The organism is Arthrobacter sp. V1I9 (assembly GCF_030817075.1).
Classification (GTDB): domain Bacteria; phylum Actinomycetota; class Actinomycetes; order Actinomycetales; family Micrococcaceae; genus Arthrobacter.
The window spans coordinates 1,778,334-1,796,315 of sequence record NZ_JAUSYU010000001.1 but is presented as its reverse complement, the minus strand read 5'-3'; the positions used below and the strand labels follow the sequence as shown (position 1 = coordinate 1,796,315).

14 protein-coding genes are annotated in these 17,982 nt (G+C 65.4%); 5 read left to right on the top strand and 9 right to left on the bottom strand.

The features are described from left to right. Nucleotide 1: 1 nt before the first annotated feature. The 5 genes from alaS to QFZ70_RS08565 form a co-directional block, all read right to left on the bottom strand. Complete coding sequence (gene alaS / locus QFZ70_RS08585) at nucleotides 2–2,680, bottom strand: alanine--tRNA ligase (protein ID WP_307094948.1); 2,679 nt, start codon at nucleotides 2,678–2,680, stop codon at nucleotides 2–4. 129 nt (nucleotides 2,681–2,809) lie between these two features. Then, entirely contained in the window at nucleotides 2,810–3,052 is a 243-nt protein-coding gene (locus QFZ70_RS08580) for a hypothetical protein (protein ID WP_307094947.1), read from the bottom strand. Between the two features lie 17 nt (nucleotides 3,053–3,069). Continuing rightward, nucleotides 3,070–3,444 (bottom strand): DUF948 domain-containing protein, encoded by a 375-nt coding sequence (locus tag QFZ70_RS08575; protein WP_307094946.1) that lies wholly within the window; start codon nucleotides 3,442–3,444, stop codon nucleotides 3,070–3,072. Nucleotides 3,445–3,589: 145 nt separating this feature from the next. Beyond that, nucleotides 3,590–4,216 carry a 30S ribosomal protein S4 gene (rpsD, locus tag QFZ70_RS08570; RefSeq protein ID WP_142031347.1) on the bottom strand — a complete coding sequence of 209 codons (627 nt, stop codon included), beginning with the start codon at nucleotides 4,214–4,216 and terminating at the stop codon, nucleotides 3,590–3,592. A 168-nt stretch (nucleotides 4,217–4,384) separates the two neighbouring features. Then, complete coding sequence (locus tag QFZ70_RS08565; RefSeq protein ID WP_307094945.1) at nucleotides 4,385–5,794, bottom strand: replication-associated recombination protein A; 1,410 nt, start codon at nucleotides 5,792–5,794, stop codon at nucleotides 4,385–4,387. A 72-nt stretch (nucleotides 5,795–5,866) separates the two neighbouring features. Here QFZ70_RS08565 and QFZ70_RS08560 point away from each other — a divergent pair, with 72 nt between their 5' ends. Continuing rightward, complete coding sequence (locus QFZ70_RS08560) at nucleotides 5,867–6,544, top strand: acVLRF1 family peptidyl-tRNA hydrolase (RefSeq protein WP_307094944.1); 678 nt, start codon at nucleotides 5,867–5,869, stop codon at nucleotides 6,542–6,544. Nucleotides 6,545–6,658: 114 nt separating this feature from the next. Here the strand turns inward: QFZ70_RS08560 and QFZ70_RS08555 are convergent, their stop codons facing one another. After that, on the bottom strand, nucleotides 6,659–7,444 hold the full coding sequence (locus tag QFZ70_RS08555; protein WP_307094943.1) for a GNAT family N-acetyltransferase: 786 nt from the start codon (nucleotides 7,442–7,444) through the stop codon (nucleotides 6,659–6,661). 72 nt (nucleotides 7,445–7,516) lie between these two features. Beyond that, complete coding sequence (gene aspS, locus QFZ70_RS08550) at nucleotides 7,517–9,295, bottom strand: aspartate--tRNA ligase (RefSeq protein WP_307094942.1); 1,779 nt, start codon at nucleotides 9,293–9,295, stop codon at nucleotides 7,517–7,519. A 110-nt stretch (nucleotides 9,296–9,405) separates the two neighbouring features. Between aspS and QFZ70_RS08545 the strand changes: the two genes are divergently transcribed. After that, nucleotides 9,406–10,650, top strand: a complete 1,245-nt coding sequence (locus QFZ70_RS08545; protein ID WP_307094941.1) for an APC family permease — start codon at nucleotides 9,406–9,408, stop codon at nucleotides 10,648–10,650. A 23-nt stretch (nucleotides 10,651–10,673) separates the two neighbouring features. On the opposite strand, the gene hisS is transcribed toward QFZ70_RS08545, so the two are convergent. Next, on the bottom strand, nucleotides 10,674–12,047 hold the full coding sequence (gene hisS, locus QFZ70_RS08540) for a histidine--tRNA ligase (protein ID WP_307094940.1): 1,374 nt from the start codon (nucleotides 12,045–12,047) through the stop codon (nucleotides 10,674–10,676). A gap of 228 nt (nucleotides 12,048–12,275) precedes the next feature. On the opposite strand from hisS, the gene QFZ70_RS08535 reads away from it, so the two are divergent. The 3 genes from QFZ70_RS08535 (at nucleotide 12,276) to QFZ70_RS08525 (ending at nucleotide 15,593) form a co-directional block, all read left to right on the top strand. Next, on the top strand, nucleotides 12,276–13,088 hold the full coding sequence (locus QFZ70_RS08535) for a peptidylprolyl isomerase (protein ID WP_307094939.1): 813 nt from the start codon (nucleotides 12,276–12,278) through the stop codon (nucleotides 13,086–13,088). Nucleotides 13,089–13,154: 66 nt separating this feature from the next. After that, a complete protein-coding gene (locus tag QFZ70_RS08530; RefSeq protein WP_307094938.1) occupies nucleotides 13,155–14,744 on the top strand; it encodes a DUF349 domain-containing protein in 1,590 nt (529 codons plus the stop codon). A gap of 111 nt (nucleotides 14,745–14,855) precedes the next feature. Continuing rightward, entirely contained in the window at nucleotides 14,856–15,593 is a 738-nt protein-coding gene (locus tag QFZ70_RS08525) for a type IV toxin-antitoxin system AbiEi family antitoxin (RefSeq protein WP_307094937.1), read from the top strand. On the opposite strand, the gene QFZ70_RS08520 is transcribed toward QFZ70_RS08525, so the two are convergent. Further along, entirely contained in the window at nucleotides 15,474–17,864 is a 2,391-nt protein-coding gene (locus tag QFZ70_RS08520) for a bifunctional (p)ppGpp synthetase/guanosine-3',5'-bis(diphosphate) 3'-pyrophosphohydrolase (RefSeq protein WP_307094936.1), read from the bottom strand. The genes QFZ70_RS08525 and QFZ70_RS08520 overlap by 120 nt on opposite strands. Between the last annotated feature and the right edge of the window lie 118 nt (nucleotides 17,865–17,982).

Genomic DNA, 17,982 nt, shown 5'->3' with positions numbered 1-17,982 from the left:
TTTATCGGCCTGAAATGGCGTCCACGACGGCTGCCAGGGCGGGGGCCACCTTGCCGGCGTCCGTTCCGCCGCCCTGGGCAACGTCGTCCTTGCCGCCACCGCCGCCGCCGAGGATCCCGGCGGCCAGCCGTACCAGGGCACCTGCCTTGACGCCGGATTCCCGTGCGGCTTCATTCGTTGCCACCAGGATCATGGGACGGTCGTTCGCGACGCCGGCAACAGCCACCGTAGCGGCGGTGGAGCCCAAACGGTTCCGCAGGTCCAGCGCCAGGCCGCGGAGGTCGTCCGCGCCGCTGACCTGCCCGGCGTCGTGGGCAATAACACTGACCCCGGAGGCGTCCCTGGCGCTGTTGACGAGCTGGGCGGCGGAAGCAGCGAGCTGTTCCTTGCGGAGCCTGTCGAGCTCCTTCTCCGTAGCCTTGAGCTTCGCAAGGGTGGCGGCGATCCTGTCGGCCAGCTGGCCGGACGGGACCTTGAGCAGGTCGGTCAGTTCGGTCACCAGGGCACGCTCAGCAGCGAGGTGGCGGAATGCCTCCATGCCTACAAACGCCTCGACGCGGCGGTTTCCTGAACCGACCGACTGTTCACCCAGGAGCGAGAGGCTGCCGATCAGCGAGGTGTTTGCAACGTGCGTTCCACCGCACAGCTCACGGGACCACGCGCCGTCGATCTCCACGACGCGCACTTCGCTCCCGTAGTTTTCGCCGAAGAGGGCCATGGCTCCCAGGGCCTTGGCCTCGGCCAGTCCCATCACCTTGGTCTCCACGGAGTAGTTGTTCCGGATGGCGAGGTTGGAGACCTCTTCGATTTCCGAGCGGGTGGCAGTGCTCAGGCCCTCGCCCCAGGCGAAGTCGAAGCGCAGGTAGCCGGCCTTATTGTAGGACCCGCGCTGGGTAGCTTCCGGCCCGAGGATCTGGTGCAGCGCGGCGTGCACAATGTGCGTGCCGGTGTGGGCCTGTTCGGCGGCGTGGCGGCGTTCGCGGTCGACGGCGGCACGAACCAGCGAGTCCGAGCCGATTTCGCCTTCACGGACAATCGCCTTGTGGACGCTCAGGCCCTTCAGCGGACGCTGGACATCGAGGACCTCGACGACGAACCCGTCGCCGGTGATCAGGCCAGTGTCGGCGGCCTGTCCGCCTGCCTCTGCGTAGAACGGGGTCTCCGAGAGCACGAGCTCGATCTCGTCGCCTGTGGACGCCTGCTGTACCGGCCGTCCTCCCGTGAGGATGCCCCGGACGCGGGACTCGCCGTCGAGCTCGGTATAACCGGTGAAGACCGTCTCGCCCTGGGCGAGGATCTCCTGGAAGGCGCTGAGATCGGCATGGCCGCCCTTTTTGCCTTTCGCATCGGCCTGGGCACGCGTGCGCTGCTCCTGCATCAAGCTGCGGAATGCTGCCTCATCCACCTGGAGCCCGGCCTCCTCCGCCATTTCCAGCGTGAGGTCGATGGGGAACCCGTAGGTGTCGTGCAGGGCGAATGCGTCAGCGCCGGAAAGTGGTTTGTTGGCGGCCTTGGACTCCTTGACGGCGTCCTCAAGCCGGGCGGTGCCGGAGGCGATGGTGCGCAGGAACGCCTTCTCCTCTGCATAGGCGATGCGGCTGATGCGGGCAAAGTCGGTGTCCACCACCGGGTAGACGCCCTTCATGGCATCCCGTGAGGCGGGCAGCAGTTCCGGCAGGCAGGCCTGTTCCACGCCCAGGAGGCGCATGGATCGTACGGCACGCCGGATGAGCCGGCGCAGGACGTAGCCGCGGCCCTCGTTGGAGGGGGTCACGCCGTCGGAAATCAGCATCAGCGCCGAGCGGATGTGGTCGCCCACCACGCGCATACGGACGTCGTCCGTGTGGTGCGGATCGTCAGGCGTTTCCGCTGACGTGTAGTCCTTGCCCGAGAGCTCCGCGGCCTTGTCGATCACCGGACGGACCTGGTCGGTCTCGTACATGTTCTCGACGCCCTGCAGGATCATGGCCAGGCGTTCCATGCCAAGGCCGGTATCGATGTTGCGCTTGGGCAGTTCGCCCACAACATCAAAGTCTTCCTTTGAACGGACGTTCTCGATCTGGTACTGCATAAACACGAGGTTCCAGATCTCGATGTACCGGTTCTCGTCAGCCAACGGGCCGCCCTCAATGCCGTAGGCGGGGCCGCGGTCGTAGTAGATCTCGGAGCAGGGACCGGCGGGTCCGGGCTGGCCGGTGTGCCAGTAGTTGTCCGATTTCCCCATTTTCTGGATACGCTCGGCCGGAACACCGGTGTTCTTCAGCCAGAGTTCCTTGGCTTCGTCGTCCTCTTCGTAAACCGTCACCCACAGCAGTTCAGGCGCAAGGCCGTAGCCGCCGTCGTCCACGTTTTTGGTCAGCAGTTCCCAGGCGAACTTGATGGCGTCTTCCTTGAAGTAGTCGCCGAAGGAGAAGTTGCCGCACATCTGGAAGAAGGTGCCGTGCCGGGCGGTCTTGCCCACTTCCTCGATGTCGCCGGTACGGATGCATTTCTGCACGCTGGTGGCGCGGGAGTAGGGAGGTTCTTCGCGGGCCGTGAGGTAGGGAATGAACGGAACCATGCCGGCGACCGTAAACAGCAGCGAGGGGTCGCTGGAGACCAGCGATGCGGAGGGAACCGCGGTGTGGCCCTTGCTGACAAAAAAGTCAACCCAGCGCTTAGTGATCTCCTGCGACTTCATGAGCTGTTTACTTACCCTTCTTGGTCCACGCACGTGCGTGGAAGTTCGTTCGCTTGGCAGTTCCGTGGGCACGGTTGCTGCCGGTTGTTCAATAAGGCCGGCCTGGCTGCGGCCCGGCCGGTTGCCGGGTCAGCGGCGGACCAGTTCTCCGGATTCCACCCCAAGGGCGGCTCGAAGATCCGTTTCCCGTTCACGCATGCCGTCGCGGATGGCGTCGGCGAAGTCGTAGACCCCGTCGGCGAGCCGGCCCACGGCCCGGTTCAGGCCCTGCGGACCAAGTGTGGACTGCATGCTGGCCTGCGCCTCAGTGACTTTGCGGAACGCGATGACTCCGATCGCCACGCCGATTCCCATCCAGACAAGTCGTTTCATTCTAAGTTCTCCGGGGTTCAGCGGCTGCGGCGGCCGGCGGCGGGTTTTTTGCGGTTGGCCAGCGCGGTGCGGACGCCGTAGCTGAACGCTGCCACTTTGATGAGCGGCGAGCCAACGGTGGCGGCAACCAGCGAGGACAGTGCGGACAGGTTAGCTGAAGCGTCGGAGACGTTCGAAGAAATGCCGTCCACCTTCTTCAGCTGCTGGTTGGTGGTGGACACGGTGGCCGTGACCTCGTCCATCAGCGGTGTGGCGCCGTCGCTGATGGACCGGATGGACGTGCGGACCTCGTCCAGGACCTTGCCCAGCTTCAGGATGGGCACCGCAAGCAACAGCACCAGGAGCGCAAACACTCCGGCAGCGATCAGGCCGGCAATATCGCCACCAGACATAGACGTTCATCTCCTCGAAATTCCGTGGTTCGTTCCACCCGGCGGATGCGTCGTAAAGCGCATTCCGCAGATGTCCCCCAAGTACCTTACATACAAAGAAGCCCGCGGCGCTTGCCACGGGCTTCTTTGGATACGCTGCTGAAATTTAGCGTGCGTAGAATTCGACGACCAGCTGCTCTTCGCAGGTCACGGGGACCTCGGAGCGCTTGGGGCGGCGGACCAGGCGAGCCTGCAGGGCTTCCAGCTTGACGTCCAGGTAGGCCGGAACGGCCGGCAGGACGTCGCGGTGGGCGCCGGCTGCTGCAACCTGGAGCGGAACCATGGTTTCGCTGCGGCTGTGGACGTGGACCAGCTGGCCCTCGCCGACGCGGAACGACGGGCGGTCAACGCGGATGCCGTCAACCATGATGTGGCGGTGCACAACCAGCTGGCGGGCCTGGGCGATGGTGCGGGCAAAGCCGGCACGCAGGACCAGGGCGTCAAGACGCATTTCGAGCAGTTCGATGAGGTTTTCACCGGTCAGGCCCTTGGTGCGGCGTGCTTCTTCGAAGGCACGGGTCATCTGTGCTTCGCGGATGCCGTACTGGGCGCGCAGGCGCTGCTTTTCGCGCAGACGTACGGCGTAGTCAGAGTCCTGCTTCTTGCGGGCACGGCCATGCTCACCGGGGCCGTACGGGCGGCGCTCCATGTACTTGGCGGCCTTGGGGGTCAGAGCAATGCCGAGGGACCGCGAGAGGCGGGCCTGACGGCGAGCACGAGTGTTGTTAGCCACTTGTGTCCTTCCAATATCTGCGGTGTGTCAGTGTTACTGGCCTCCATCATGGAGAGCATGGGCCAACCGCTGCCTTTTGCTACTGGGTTCAGGGCACAACCAAGCGGAAAAGTTCCAGTGATTGGGCGCCCGGACCTTGCCAGACAAACATCAATCCTAGCACGGTGGCTACTTGCCCCTGACGATCTTCCTCAGCCGCTCCAACCGCACCGCGATGTCCCGCTCTGCGCCGTTGCCCGTTGGCTGGTAATAGTCCTTCCCCACGAGGTCATCCGGCGGGTACTGCTGCGCGGCCACTGAGTGCGGAGCGTCGTGGGCGTACTTGTAGCCGAGGCCATGTCCCAGCTGCTTGGAACCAGGGTAGTGCGCGTCCCTGAGGTGGGCGGGGATGCCGTTCCCCAGGCCGGCACGAACGTCGGCGACGGCCTTGTTGAGGCCCATATATGCGGCGTTGGACTTGGGCGCCGTTGCCAGGTGCACCACGGCTTCCGCCAAGACGATCCGCCCCTCGGGCATCCCGATCAGCTGCACTGCCTGGGCTGCCGCCACGGCGGTCTGCAGGGCGGTGGGATCAGCCATGCCCACATCCTCAGCCGCAGAGATCACGATCCGGCGGGCGACGAAGCGAGGGTCCTCCCCTGCTTCGAGCATCCGCGCCAAATAATGAAGGGCGGCGTCCACATCGGACCCGCGGACGGACTTGATGAAGGCGCTGGCCACGTCATAATGCTGGTCACCAGCCCGGTCGTAGCGGACTGCGGCCACGTCCAGGGCACGCTCGGTGTGCTTGAGCGCCACCTGAACCACCCCTTCACCGGCGTCGTCCGCATCCCCGAACGCCACTCCCGCCGCGGCCTCCAGGGCCGTCAGGGCCCGCCGCGCGTCGCCGCCGGAAAGCCTGACGAGGTGTGCCAGGGCTTCGTCGTCGAGCTTAACTTTGCCGCCAAGCCCACGGTTGTCCACAACGGCCCGCTGAAGGAGCCCTTCGATGTCAGCGTCGGTCAAGGGCTTGAGGGTCAGCAGCAGGGAGCGGGACAGAAGCGGTGACACCACGGAGAACGAGGGGTTCTCGGTTGTTGCCGCCACCAGGACCACCCACCTGTTTTCGACCCCGGGCAGCAGCGCGTCCTGCTGGGCTTTGTTGAAGCGGTGGATCTCATCGAGGAACAGAACGGTAGTGGTTTTGTAGAGGTCCCGGGCGGTCAGGGCGTCGTCCATCACCCGCCGCACATCCTTGACCCCGGCGGTAATGGCCGAAAGTTCCACGAACTTACGGCCCGGACCCCTGGCGATCACGTGGGCCAGGGTGGTCTTTCCCGTGCCGGGAGGGCCCCAGAGGATCAATGAAGTGGGGCCTGCGGGTCCGGCTGCGTCCGCGCCTGCCGCCAGCTGCCGCAACGGCGAGCCCTGGCCCAGCAGGTGCTGCTGGCCCACCACCTCGTCCAGGGTACGTGGCCGCATCCGCACGGCCAGCGGGCTCCGCTGCTTGGCACCGGCGCTGGAGGGAGCGCCGTCCACGGCAACGGGACCGTCGTCGTCGTCATCATTGCCCGGTCCATGCCCAAAGAGATCTTCCACATAGATAGGCTACTTCCAGTTCATCCAGTGCTTCCGCGCGGAAGCTGCCGCCGTTCAGCGAAGGATTCCCGCATGTCCGCACATAGCCCCGCCGGCGGGCAGCGGCCCTCCTCCGTCCGCACCGCCTTCGTCCCGGGCAGCCGCCTGCGCGGCTGGGTTGAGAGGTTCGGGGCGGGGCACGGCGGGTATCAGGTGAGGGATGACGACGACGGCCTGCGCCTTCTGGCGGACGACGGCGCCGCAGCGCTCCTGCAGGCTCCGTGGCCCAGCGACGGCCGTCCAGGCCGCGGCGCGGACGCCTTGGAAAGACTCGCGTCCCTCGCGTCGCAGCCGCGCCGGCTTGGCCTTTTGCTGGTCCGGCGTGGAGGTTATGGCGTGGCGGTGGCAAGCGAAGGTCTGGTGCTGGCGTCGAAAGTGGGCTCCACCTACGTGCAGTCCCGGACGGCAGCGGGCGGACAGTCCCAGCAGCGGTTTGCCCGGCGCCGGTCCAACCAGGCGGACGCACTGGTGGAAGCTGTTGCGGAGCAAACGCTTCGGGTGTTCAGCAGCGGGTCCTTCGAATACGTGGTTCCCGGCGGCGACAGGGCGTTGGCGGGCCTTGTCCTTGAACACCCGGCCCTGCGGGACTATTCGAAGTTCCCGCGGCTGGCCTACCTTGACGTTCCGAACCCCAAGGCCGCGGTGCTGAAGAAGGCGGCGGCGGATGCGTGTGCGGTCCGGATCCAGGTCAGCGATCCCCCGGCGTCCTAGCTGTCTCGACCGCCCCTGCTTCCGTCAGCCCAATTCGACGGTTCCCTGCGGATTCGATGCGGCGGAACGTCGAGCGGGCAGGGAACCGTCGAAACGGCGCCATGAAGGAAGGTGTCAGCAGCCCGTCAGCGGACGCCGGGGCCGCTGCTGGCGGTAGAGGTACCGGCCCGATTCCTTGAACCCGGCTTGGCCGTACAACTGCTGGGCGGCGTGATTCGCTGCGGTGACCAGCAACCAGAAGCGGTCCAGGCCGAGGGTGGTTCCCTCGGACAGGAGCGCCTGCAGCACCAGCGAAGCGAACCCCCGCCGGCGGTGGGCCGGGGACGTGGCCATGCAGTAGATCCCGCCCGTACCGTCCACCTGGGCGAGCCGGCCGACGGCGGCCGGCCCGCCGTCGTCGTCCCTCACGAGCGCATAAAGGGCACGGCATCCCGTCAGGATGCTCCGCGCAGTTTCCTGTTCTGCGTGGCCGCCCCGGCCGTCCACGCTCCACCAAAGGTCCAGCCATTCCTCGTCCGGCTGGTCCAGGATGTCGACTTTCCCAGCAGCCGCTGCGGGCACCGGCTCCGCCCCGGCAGGCAGGGCCATGATCAGCGTTTCCGACTGGCGGGTGAACCCTTGTTCGTCCAGGAAAGCGTTCAGGCCGGAGTTGGCAGGCGTGTCCGTCATCTGGAAGATCAGGGGCAGCCGCCGCTGCCGGTACCACTGAACCGCCCCGCGCAGCGCATCCGGCGGTTCCGCCGCGGTGTCCCGCGGCCACACCGAGTTGGCCCGCTGGGTGACCCCATCGGCAGCACGAAGGACCCACTCCCCCGTATCGTGACGCTCGACGGCGGGCCAGGCCGCGTCCATTAGCGCTTCATAGGCGCGGGCCGGCGGACCCGGAAGGCTGTGCACCATGGGGTCTCCTGTCTTCGGATAAACCTGAAGGCCCTCCCTGCCGGGAAGGCCTTCAGGTAACGCGGGTAATGCTTACTTGCCTTCGGCGGGCTTGGCACCCGGCTTGAAGTCCACGCCTGCTTCCTTGCGCTGCTGCGGCGTGATCGGGGCCGGGGCCGCCGTCAAGGGGTCATAGCCGTTGCCGGTCTTTGGAAAAGCGATGACGTCGCGGATGGACTCAACACCTGCCAGCAGTGCCACCACGCGGTCCCAGCCGAAAGCGATGCCGCCGTGCGGAGGGGCGCCGTACTTGAAGCCTTCCAGCAGGAAGCCGAACTTCGTCTGGGCATCTTCCCGGTCCAGGCCCATCAGTTCGAAGACCCGTTCCTGGACATCGCGCTCGTGGATACGGATGGAACCGCCGCCGATTTCGTTGCCGTTGCAGACGATGTCGTACGCGTAGGACAGGGCCGACTCCGGGTCCTGGTCGAACGTGTCCAGGAACTCGGGCTTGGGCGAGGTGAAAGCGTGGTGGACAGCCGTCCACTTGCCCGCGCCAACGGCCACATCCCCGGACGCCACCGCTGCGGCTGCCGGTTCGAACATGGGCGCGTCCACCACCCAGCAGAAGGCCCAGGCGTTGGGGTCGATCAGGCCGGTGCGGTGGCCGATTTCGACACGGGCAGCGCCGAGGAGGGCACGGGCCGCGGACTTCTCGCCTGCAGCGAAGAAGATGCAGTCACCGGGCTTGGCACCTACGGCGTCCGCCAGGCCTTCGCGCTCCTGGTCGGTCAGGTTCTTGGCGACAGGACCGGCGAGCTCGCCGTCTTCCTTGAACAGGACGTATGCAAGGCCCTTGTGGCCGCGCTGCTTGGCGAATTCCTGCCAGCCGTCCAGGGTGCGGCGCGGCTGGGAGGCACCGCCCGGCATCACGACGGCGCCGACGTACGGAGCCTTGAAGACGCCGAAGTTCGTGTCCTTGAAGAACCCGGTGAGCTCGGTCAGCTCCACGCCGAAGCGGAGGTCGGGCTTGTCCGAACCGTACCGGGCCATGGCGTCCGCGTACGTGATGCGCTGAATCGGCGTCGGGATCTCGACGTCGATCAGCTTCCACAGTGCCTTAACGATGTTTTCGCCGAGTGAAATGATGTCGTCCTGGTCCACGAAGCTGGCTTCGATGTCCAGCTGGGTGAACTCCGGCTGGCGGTCGGCACGGAAGTCCTCGTCGCGGTAGCAGCGCGCAATCTGGTAGTACTTTTCGAAGCCGCCCACCTGCAGGAGCTGCTTGAAAAGCTGCGGGGACTGCGGCAGGGCGTACCACGAACCCGGGGCCAGGCGGGCAGGGACCACGAAGTCGCGGGCGCCTTCCGGCGTCGAACGGGTCAGCGTGGGGGTTTCAACCTCTACGAAGCCATCCTGGTGCAGCAGTTCACGGGCCACCCGGTTTGCTTCTGACCGCAGCCGGAGGTTACGGGCGGGGCCGGGCCGGCGGAGGTCCAGGTAGCGGTGCTTCAGGCGTGCTTCCTCGCCCACTTCAACGTGCTCGTCGATCTGGAACGGCAGGGGCTCAGAAGTGTTGAGGATGACCACCTTGTCCGCCATGACCTCGATCTCGCCCGTGGCCAGGGCAGGGTTCTCGTTGCCCTCCGGCCGTTTCGAGACGGTGCCGGTGATCTGTAGGACATACTCGTTGCGCAGGCCATGGAAAACTTCTTCCTCGCGGACCACAACCTGTGCCACGCCGGAAGCATCGCGCAGGTCAACGAAGGCCACGCCACCGTGATCACGACGGCGGCCCACCCAGCCAGCCAGGGTTACGGTTTGTCCAATGTGCTCGGAACGAAGGGATCCGAGGTCATGTGTGCGCAGCACAGCACGCCTTTCTGCGGGGGTAACAGCGGGAAGATAACAGCAAAGTTAAATAGGATCGTTCAGGGAACGATTCCGTTCGAGTTTACCCGCTGCAAAGGGACTGTCACCGCATGATCGCGCATCAGCAACTGCAACGAAGGCTAGGCACCTTCGATGCCACCACCATCGGACTCGGCTCCATGCTGGGCGCCGGTGTGTTCGTCGTCTTCGCGCCCGCCGCCGCGCTGGCCGGGAATCTCCTGGTACTTTCGGTGGTGGTTGCCGGGGCTGTGGCGTACTGCAACGCCGTGGCGTCCGCTGCACTGGCCGCGAAATATCCCACGAGCGGCGGAACCTACGTGTATGGCCGCAAACAGCTCGGCGAGTGGCCAGGGTTCCTGGCGGGCTGGGGTTTTGTCACCGGGAAAACCGCCTCATGCGCGGCGATGGCGCTCACGTTCGGCACCTATGCGGCCGGCGGTTACGCGGTACCTGTGGCCATCTCGGCGGTGGTGGCATTAACGGTGGTCAACCTGCTGGGCATCACCCGGACGGCCCTGCTGACCAGGATCCTGCTGTGCGTGGTGCTGGCCACGCTGGTGTTCGTCGCTGTCGCGGCGATTGTTGGACCGCATCCGGCTGCGGCCACACTGGCGCCAGGCTCCCCGGGAGGGCCTGGCGGGGTGCTGCCTGCTGCCGGCCTGATGTTTTTCGCCTTCGCCGGCTACGCCCGCATCGCCACGCTGGGAGAGGAAGTCAAGAACCCGTCCCGCTCCATCCCGCGGGCCATCCTTGCCGCGCTGGCGGCCGCCTTCGCCATCTACCTGGCGCTGGCGCTGCTGCTGCTCAACCACCTTCCCGGCGGACAACTGGCGGCCACGCAGACCCCGTTGCTGGAAGCCGTGCTGCAGTCACAACTGTCGGCCGGCGCGCCGGTAGTGCAGGCGGGTGCAGCAGCCGCGTGCCTGGGCGCGCTCCTTGCTCTCATTACCGGGGTGGGCCGCACCACCTTGGCCATGGCGCGTGAGCGGGACCTTCCCCGGCCGCTGGCCCGGGTGGGCGGAAAGCACACTGTTCCGTACGTTGCGGAAGTCGCCGTGGCCGCCGTCGTTATCCTGCTTCTGCTGACCGCCGACGTCATGACTGTGGTGGGCTTTTCAAGTTTCGGCGTGCTCGTTTATTACGCCGTAGCGAACGCCTCTGCCTACACGCTGAAGCCGCACCCGGGGTACGCACCCAAGTGGCTGAACGCGGTCGGCTTCGTTGCCTGCCTGCTGCTGGCCTTCACGCTTCCCCCGGCCTCCGTGCTGACCATGACGGCGGTCCTGGCCATTGGCGTGGCGGGACGCTTGCTGGTGCTGCGCCTCCGCCGCTAGCGTCGCACGGCGGGGCGGACGGGCTAAACGGCTGCTGGGGCCACTTGGTTGGTTGCCGCCACCTGGACGGCGAGATCCTCGGGCGCCGGTGTCCAGGTTTCCGGGAACGCCACCACCTGTTCGCCGGTGCGGATGTCCTTAACCTGGTGGGTGCCGTCGTCGTCCGTGAACCAGACGAAGGGAATGCCTCGCCGGTCAGCGAACTTGATCTGCTTGCCGAACTTTTCGGCCTTTGCCGCTACTTCCGTGGCAATTCCCCTGCTCCGGAGCTGGGCGGCTACGTCCTGCGCCGCACTCCAGCTGTCGTCGGAGGTGAGGGCAACCAGCACGGCGGTGGGAACGGAGCGTGAAGCCTTGGCCAGATCCTGGCTGAGGATGCGGGAGACCAGCCGCGTGACGCCGATTGAAAGGCCCACCCCCGGGAACTTCCGGTTGCCCTTTGAAGCCAGTGCATCGTAGCGGCCGCCAGAGCAGATGGAGCCGAGCTGCTCGTGGCCCACCAAAACGGTTTCCACCACGGTGCCGGTGTAGTAGTCCAGGCCGCGGGCGATGCTGAGGTCAGCCACCACCTTGCCGGGGGCACGCTGAACAGCCGCTTCGATGACCTGTTCCAGCTCATTCAGGCCTTCATCCAGCAGCTCATTGCTGACGCCCATCGCCTGAACCTGTGCCACAAAGGACGTGTCCTCGGTGCGGATCGCAGCCAACTGCAGGGCTTTCCGGGCCTGTTCATCTGTGGCCCCCAGCTCCGCCTTCAGCAGGTCAGCCACCTTGTCCGGGCCGATCTTTTCGAGTTTGTCGATGCTCCGCAGCACGCCGGCCGTGTCCTCCAGCCCAATGCCGCGGTAGAAGCCCTCCGCGAGCTTGCGGTTGTTGATCCGCAGGCGGAAGTCCGGGATGGGAAGGGCGCTCAGGGCCTCGGCAATCACCAGCGCAATCTCGACGTCATACCGAAAAGGCAGGTCGCCGTCCCCCACCACGTCAATGTCCGCCTGCGTGAACTCACGGGCACGGCCCTCCTGCGGACGCTCACCGCGCCATACCTTCTGGATCTGGTAACGCCGGAAGGGGAAGGCGAGGTAGCCGGCGTTTTCCACCACGTACCGGGCGAACGGGACCGTGAGGTCAAAGTGCAGGGCAAGTGCGTGCGGATCGGCCTTCCCACCCTTGACAGGGTTCTCGCTTTCGTCCTCCTGGAGGCGGCTGAGACCGTACACTTCCTTGTCGATTTCACCCTTGCGCAGCAACTGCCCCACTGTTTCCACGGCCCGGGTCTCGATGGAACCGAAACCATGCAGCTCGAACACCCGGCGCAGCGTGTCCAGCACATGCAGCTCCACCAGCCGCTCCTCGGGAAGCCACTCGGGGAATCCGGACAGGGAGGCGGTGCGTGCCATGGTGGATTTTCTCCTCATTGGTGAAGTGCCTGGGACTTGCCCGGCATCCCGAAACGGGCCAGGAACGGCGGGAGTCCAGCCAGTCATGCATAAACTATGTGCGGCAGTCAGTTTATGCGTCATCCGCCAGCATCTCTAATGCGGCGGACCGGCAGGCTAGGCCGTCAGACAACTGCGCCCGGGGCCTTGCGCCACGACGTGCAGCAGCCCGACACATAAGGAGGACCCTTGGCGGCCAGTTCACGCAGCGCCCGCGAAGCAAAGCGTCGCATCCAGCAGATGGAAGCCAAGCGCGAACTGCGGCGGGACCAGGAGAAGCGGCGCAGGCGCGACAACATCATTGCCGCCGGTGCCGGAACCGCCGCCGTGGTGCTCGCCGTCGTACTCCAGCTCACTGCTTTTGCCGGGAACCCGACCGAAGAGGAGTTCGCCGCCGCCGAGGCGGGGCTGACCAGCCCGTCCGCCTCCGCATCTGCAAGTCCCACGGCGCAGGCGACCAACGGCCCGAATATCCCGGCTGCCGAAACGGCTGCGGGCAAAACCTTCACCGGCGACCTGGTCATCAACGGTTCTGCCCTCGCTGTGGAGCTGAACGGTGCGAAAGCCCCGCAGGCCGCCGCTGTCTTCAAGTCCCTCAGCGACGAGGGCTACTACAACGGGAAAACGTGCCACCGACTCACCACAGGTGAGACCTTCGGGGTGCTGCAGTGCGGCGCCTCCGGCCCTGAGGGCCAAGGCGATCCTGCCTACACGTGGGGACCCCTGGAGAACACCCCCGCTGACAATAGTTATCGGGCCGGAACTGTGGCCGTCGCCCGCACGGGAAACAACGCCTTTGGGAACGGCAAACAATTCTTCATCGTCTACAAGGACACAGTCATCCCGGCCGACTCCGCCGGCGGCTACACGGTGGTGGGAAGGGTGACATCCGGCCTCGATGTGGTCTCGAAGATAGCTGCTGCCGGAATTACGCCGGGCAGCAGCGACACGGACGGCGCACCTGTGGAACCAGTCACGATAGACTCGTTTTCTCTGAAGTAGGAGGCCCGGCCACGGAGCTGCGGCGCAGGACCTGAGTATTTTCCTTCAAGCGAAAGACTTTTAGCGGTGACAGACAGTCAGAAATCCGACGAAACAGCAACAGACCTGACCGGGACGGCGGCACCCGCCGCCGACGAGGCAGCATCTGAAGCAACCACCACCCCGGCAGCGGAAGCTCCTGCGGAGGACGCACCCGAAAGCAGTGCCCCGGCAGCGGAAGCCCCCGTGGAAAACGCTCAGGAAAGCAACGTGCCGGCAGCGGAAAGCCCCGTGGAAAACGCACCCGAAAGCAGTGCCCCGGCTCCGGCTCCCCGCCCCGCGCCCTCCCCGGCCGCCTTCGCCTCCCGCCCCAAGCCCGCCGCCGCACCTGTGGCAGCACCGGCCGCCGCAGTCCCCTCCACGTCCTTGGCGGAAGCCTCAAAATGGGGACGCGTTGAGGGCGACGGACACGTTTTCCTGAACATCGACGGCGGCGAGCACCCCGTGGGCCAGTACCCGGACGTCAGCGATGACGAAGCCCTGGCTTACTTCGCCCGGAAGTACGACGACGTCGTGGCCCAGATTGTGCTGCTCGAGCAGCGCGTGAGCTCCAAGGCTCCGAGCACCGACATGCAGAAGACCGTCACGCACCTTCGCGAGCAGCTGGCTGAGCGCAACATGGTGGGCGACCTCCGGTCGGCCGAGGCGCGCCTTGACAAGCTCTCCACCCAGATCGCTGAACTGGAAAAGGCGGAGAAGGCTGAGCATGACGCCGTCCGCGCCTCTGAGCTCGCCGCCCGCGAGGCGATTGTGGCCGAAGCCGAGCAGATTTCCGGTCAGGATCCGGCCCAGACGCAGTGGAAGACCTCCAGCTCCAGGATGAATGAACTCTTCGAGAGCTGGAAGGCTGCCCAGAAGAGCGGAGTCCGGCTGGGCCGCAGCAACGAGGACGCCCTGTGGAAGCGGTTCCGCGCAGCCCGCACCGTTTTCGACCGCCACCGCCGCGCCTACTTCTCCCAGTTGGACAGCAACAACTCCGCTGCCAAGTCCGCCAAGGAGAAGCTGATCGCCGAAGCCGAGGCACTGTCAACCTCCACTGACTGGGGTTTCGCCGCCGGCGAGTACCGCCGCCTGATGGACCAGTGGAAGGCCTCACCGCGGGCCAGCCGCAAGGACGACGACGCCCTGTGGGCAAGATTCCGTGCCGCCCAGGACGTCTTCTTCACAAACCGCCAGGCCGCCAATGACGAGATCGACCAGGAGTACGCGGCAAACCTCACGGTCAAGGAAGCCCTCCTGACAGAGGCCAACGCAATCCTGCCGGTGAAGGACCTGACAGCTGCCAAGAAGGCCCTGCAGTCCGTTCGTGACCGCTGGGAAGAGGCCGGCAAGGTCCCCCGCGCGGACATGGGCCGCATCGAGGCTGGACTGCGGAAGGTAGAGGATGCAGTGCGGCACGCTGAAGAAGAGCAGTGGCAGCGGTCCAATCCCGAGCGGAAGGCACGCACCAACAGCGCCCTCTCCCAGCTGGAGTCCGCTATTGCAGGACTGCAGGATGATCTGGCCAAGGCCGAAAAAACCGGCGACCAGCGCAAGATCAAAGCTGCACAGGAGGCCCTGGAAGCACGCCAGGCCTGGCTCGACCAGATCCAGCGCTCGGCCAGCGAACTGTCTTAAGCCTGCCGCCTGACTCATCAGGCGGCCGCTCGTGGCAGGCCCGGCTCCGGTTATCCACATACCCGGAACCGGGCCTGTGCCTGTTAAGGGCTGCGGCGGCAGGATGGATGAATGGCGATTCCCTCACCTCCTCCCTCCGCCACCCACGGCAAGGACCATGTCCAGGGTGGAGAAGCAGCACCCCGTTTTCCTGAGTTGTACGCTCCCGGCATGCCCTTCGCCTCTCCGGAGTTACAAACCCTAGCCTCGGACGGCCTGCTGGAACGTTTCCACCAACACGGCTACACAGTCCCGGGAGCCAAGGCTTCTCCGCAGCTGCGAGCACGCGCAGCAGCGGGAGCCGTGCCAGCGGCCGTGCGCCAGCGGGTAGTAGCGGGCCGGATGACCGCGGCGTGGATCTACGGCTGCGCCGGCGAGCCGGACCGGCTGGCCCTCCTGGTGGACTCCAAACGGCGGGTATCGAGCTTACGGAACACCAGGGGCTGCACCCTGCATGAGGTGAAGCTTGGCCCCTTCGACGTCGTCAGCCTCGGCGGCCTGATGGTGTCCAGTCCCCTCCGGACTGCACTCGACATTGCCCTCCACGTGGAGGCCGAGCGCGCCATCCCCACCCTGGAGGGGCTGCTCGCCCGCCCGCAGAACGACGTGCGCCTGCGCCTGCTGGTTCTTGCAATAGAGGCGAGCCCGCGTGTTCCCCACAAAAAAGCCGCATTGGAGAAGTTGGCCCGGCTAGGTCCGGCGCTTGTTCCCGGTGGTGCGGTAGACGTCGAAAACCCCGTCAATGCGGCGGACCGCACTGAGGACGTGGTGCAGGTACTTGGGGTCCCCCATCTCAAAGGCGAACTTTGAGATAGCCACCCTGTCCGTGGAGGTATGGACGCTGGCAGCGAGGATGTTGACGTGGTTTTCGGACAGAACACGCGTGACGTCGGAGAGCAGCGATTTGCGGTCCAGCGCCTCCACCTGGATCTCCACCAGGAACACGCTGGACTGCGTCGGTGCCCAGTCCACGTCGACGATCCTGTCCGGCTGGTCCTTCAGGTCCGAGATGTTGGTGCAGTCCGTGCGGTGCACTGACACGCCCGATCCCCTGGTGACAAAACCGAGGATGGGGTCAGGCGGCACGGGAGTGCAGCAACGGGCGAGCTTTACCCAGACGTCGCCGACGCCGCGGACCACAACGCCGGAATCGGAGAACCGTGCCTTGGTGACCTGGGTGGGGACGCTGACTTCGGTGATGTCATCATCGGTGCTCTCATTGCCGCCAAGGCTTTCGACCAGCTTCTCCATGACCGACTGTGCGGAGGTATGCCCGTCGCCCACACCGGCGTAGAGGCCGGAAATGTCAACGTACTTGAATTCCTGGGCCACCGCGGCGAGGGCCTCATGTGTCATCAGGCGTTGCAGCGGAAGATTCTGCTTCCGCATGGCCCGGGTCAGCAGTTCCTTGCCGCGGTCGATCGCCTCTTCACGGCGTTCCTTGCTGAACCACTGACGGATCTTGTTGCGGGCCCTGGCGCTCTTGACGAAGTGCTGCCAGTCCTGGCTGGGTCCGGCACCTTCGGCCTTAGAGGTGAAAATCTCCACCCAGTCACCGTGGTTCAATTCGCTGTTGAGCGGAACCAGTTTCCCGTTCACCCGGGCGCCGATGGTCCGGTGTCCCACCTCGGTGTGCACGGCGTAGGCGAAGTCCACGGGAGTGGACCCGGCCGGCAGGGCCATGACCTCACCCTTGGGGGTGAAAACGAACACCTCACGGGCGTTGATCTCGAACCGCAGCGAATCAAGGAACTCGCCGGGATCAGAGGTTTCCTGCTGCCAGTCCACCAGGGACCGCAGCCAGCCCATGTCGCCGTCACGGGGGCTGCCGGGGCCAACAGCCGTGCGGTTGGGCTGGTCCTTGTACTTCCAGTGCGCGGCGACGCCGTACTCGGCGCGGCGGTGCATCTCGTGGGTTCGGATCTGGATCTCCACCGGCTTGCCGCCGGGACCGATCACCGTGGTGTGCAGCGACTGGTACATGTTGAACTTGGGCATCGCGATGTAGTCCTTGAACCGGCCGGGCAGCGGGTTCCAGCGCGAATGCATAGAGCCGAGAGCCGCGTAACAGTCCCGGACGGAGTCCACCAGGACCCGGACACCCATGAGGTCGTTGATGTCGTCGAAGTCTTTGTCGCGGACCACCATCTTCTGGTAAATCGAGTAGTAGTGCTTGGGGCGGCCGGTAATGGTTGCCTTGATCTTGGCGGTGCGGAGATCCTCCGTGATCTGGTCCCGGATGACGCTCAGGCTCTTTTCCCGCTCAGGCGTCCTGTCCCCCACCATGCGGACAATCTCTTCGTACACCTTCGGATAGAGGGCAGCGAAGGAGAGGTCCTCGAGTTCCCACTTAATGGTGTTCATGCCCAGGCGGTGGGCCAGCGGGGCGAAGATTTCCAGGGTTTCCCGGGCCTTGCGGGCCGAAGATTCGGCGGAGACAAAGCGCCATGTGCGGGCGTTGTGGAGCCGGTCCGCCAGTTTGATCATCAGCACGCGGATGTCCTTGGCCATGGCCACGACCATCTTGCGTACAGTTTCGGACTGGGCTGCTTCCCCGAAGCTGACCTTGTCCAGTTTGGTCACGCCGTCAACAAGCATGGCCACTTCGGGGCCGAAGTCACGCTTCAGATCGGCAAGTGTGTAGGGGGTGTCCTCCACGGTGTCGTGAAGGAGGGCCGCCGCCAGGGTGGTTCCGCTCAGTCCCAGTTCGGCGAGGATGGTGGCCACTGCCACCGGATGGGTGATGTAGGGATCACCGCTCTTGCGCTTTTGCCCCCGGTGGCTTTGTTCCGCCACGTCGAAAGCGCGTTGGATCAGGTCGAAATCCTCTTTGGGATTGTTGGCCCTGACGGTCCTCAGAAGCGGCTCGAGGATGGGCGAGTAATTTGCAGTGCCACGTCCCGTCAGGCGGGCGAGCCTGGAGCGGGTGCGTTCCCGCCGGCCTGGGAACGTGGGGCGGGAACCGGAGTTGTCCACGGGGACCAAAGAACCTGAGCGCGCGGAAGCGGCCACTCCGGTCTGCAGACCGGCGGGACTTTTATCTCCTTGTGCCGTTGGCACCGACGCCGAACGTTCTTCCAATGAAGCACCCCTCACCACCGTTTAATTACTTCAGTCTATTCCTCAGGCCACGGACTTATTAAACCGGCCTCTTAAAACAGGACGGGCCGGGCAGCGTCAAGGTTCTGACACTGCCCGG

Bases quoted from the DNA above. Each gene is read 5' to 3' on its own strand.
- alaS (WP_307094948.1), bottom strand. From the start codon at position 2,680: ATGAAGTCGCAGGAGATCACTAAGCGCTGGGTTGACTTTTTTGTCAGC.
- QFZ70_RS08580 (WP_307094947.1), bottom strand. From the start codon at position 3,052: ATGAAACGACTTGTCTGGATGGGAATCGGCGTGGCGATCGGAGTCATC.
- QFZ70_RS08575 (WP_307094946.1), bottom strand. From the start codon at position 3,444: ATGTCTGGTGGCGATATTGCCGGCCTGATCGCTGCCGGAGTGTTTGCG.
- QFZ70_RS08560 (WP_307094944.1), top strand. From the start codon at position 5,867: ATGTCCGCACATAGCCCCGCCGGCGGGCAGCGGCCCTCCTCCGTCCGC.
- QFZ70_RS08555 (WP_307094943.1), bottom strand. From the start codon at position 7,444: ATGGTGCACAGCCTTCCGGGTCCGCCGGCCCGCGCCTATGAAGCGCTA.
- QFZ70_RS08545 (WP_307094941.1), top strand. From the start codon at position 9,406: ATGATCGCGCATCAGCAACTGCAACGAAGGCTAGGCACCTTCGATGCC.
- hisS (WP_307094940.1), bottom strand. From the start codon at position 12,047: ATGGCACGCACCGCCTCCCTGTCCGGATTCCCCGAGTGGCTTCCCGAG.
- QFZ70_RS08525 (WP_307094937.1), top strand. From the start codon at position 14,856: ATGGCGATTCCCTCACCTCCTCCCTCCGCCACCCACGGCAAGGACCAT.